3 protein-coding genes are annotated in these 1,444 nt (G+C 45.2%); 2 read left to right on the top strand and 1 reads right to left on the bottom strand.

The window, feature by feature from the left end; all coding sequences use genetic code 11:
* Positions 1 to 37: 37 nt before the first annotated feature.
* On the bottom strand, positions 38 to 565 hold the full coding sequence (locus AC9UEY_RS05515; RefSeq protein WP_509538887.1) for a hypothetical protein: 528 nt from the start codon (positions 563 to 565) through the stop codon (positions 38 to 40).
* 106 nt (positions 566 to 671) lie between these two features.
* Between AC9UEY_RS05515 and AC9UEY_RS05510 the strand changes: the two genes are divergently transcribed.
* Together AC9UEY_RS05510 and AC9UEY_RS05505 are read left to right on the top strand one after the other, a co-directional pair.
* Positions 672 to 1,154, top strand: coding sequence for a CarD family transcriptional regulator (locus tag AC9UEY_RS05510; protein ID WP_445821849.1), 483 nt, complete (start codon positions 672 to 674; stop codon positions 1,152 to 1,154).
* A 3-nt stretch (positions 1,155 to 1,157) separates the two neighbouring features.
* On the top strand, positions 1,158 to 1,444 hold a 287-nt coding region (locus AC9UEY_RS05505; RefSeq protein ID WP_509538884.1), incomplete at its 3' end, for a hypothetical protein.

Genomic DNA, 1,444 nt, shown 5'->3' with positions numbered 1-1,444 from the left:
CTAATCAGGGTAAGAAGTAGCTAGTTAGTTAAAGATTTTATTTAGTAGGCGTAGGTGTTGGTGATGGTGAAACCATCGGAACATCAACTGCAGCTGTGACACCTGCGTAATCATCTTTAGTATCGCGCACGATTGCATTAAGTGTGATTGATCCAGCTTTTGCAAAGAACAAGCCAACCTTCACATTTGAACCAGGTGATCCACCAAATCCTGCCAAAACAGCCTTGGCATTTGCTCTGTCGCCTTCAAAAATGATTGGTGTGTTCTTAGGCAAAGTATTGGTGCCTGTGAAAGAAGTAGTTGTGCCGTTGATTGCAATACCTAAAAGCTTATCCTCGACATCTGCGGTATTAATGATTGTTCCTACCAAAACAGCGTTTCCGCCGCCTGCTGCAACTACAAGCAGGTTAAGAATCTTGATGTCATTGCCATCTTTATTTATTAAACCTTCAACGCCATCTGTTACCTGCTTGACCTGGCGGGTTGAAGCATTTTGTCCTGCTCCGCATCCAGTAAGTGAGACGGCTAATACTGCAATAGCTATTGCGGAAACAGTGCGACGCATAAGGGCAATTGTCTCACATCAAATAAGCAGTAAATAACGCTACTTTTATCGGGTTTTGTGATCTAAAGATTACTGGTAGAATTGACCCTCTAGCGAAGGGCAACACATGACATTTAAGGTCGGCGAAACCGTTGTTTATCCTCATCACGGGGCAGCATTAATCGAAGCTATCGAAACTCGTGTGATCAAGGGTGAAGAAAAGACCTACCTAGTGTTAAAAGTTGCTCAAGGCGATCTAACAGTCCGCGTTCCTGCAGACAACGTGGATCTAGTCGGAGTTCGTGATGTTGTTGATTCAGCAGGCCTAGATCGCGTGTTTAGCGTGTTGCGCCAGCCATATACAGAAGAGCCAACAAACTGGTCTCGTCGTTACAAGGCCAACTTAGAAAAGCTTGCTTCAGGTGATGTTATTAAGGTTGCCGAAGTTGTTCGCGATCTCTACCGTCGCGATCTAGATCGTGGATTATCAGCAGGTGAAAAGCGCATGCTCGCCAAGGCGAAGCAGATCCTTGTGTCAGAGCTTGCTCTCGCTGAGCGCACTGATGAAGAAAAGGCTGCAGTAATCCTTGACGAGGTTTTAGCTTCCTAATTCATGACACCTTCTCTGAAGGTTGTTGTGGCGATTACATCGCCAATCGCTTTCGAACTGCTTAACAAAACTTCAATCCTACAAACGACCTTTGGTGTTGCACGAGCATTTACTATCGAAACATCTATTAACACTCATTTAGCTGTTGCAGTAACCGAGGGCGATGCCCACCGTGTTACAGATCTTGGCTGCGAGATTCTTGTGTGTGATCCCAACTCACCGGCTTCTCTTGCGGCAGCACTTAAAACCTCAAAGCCATTTGATCTTGTTTCTATTCATGATTCACAGCG

The sequence above is a fragment of the Candidatus Planktophila sp. genome (assembly GCF_040402275.1).
GTDB lineage: Bacteria > Actinomycetota > Actinomycetes > Nanopelagicales > Nanopelagicaceae > Planktophila.
This window is presented reverse-complemented; position numbering and strand designations above follow the sequence as displayed.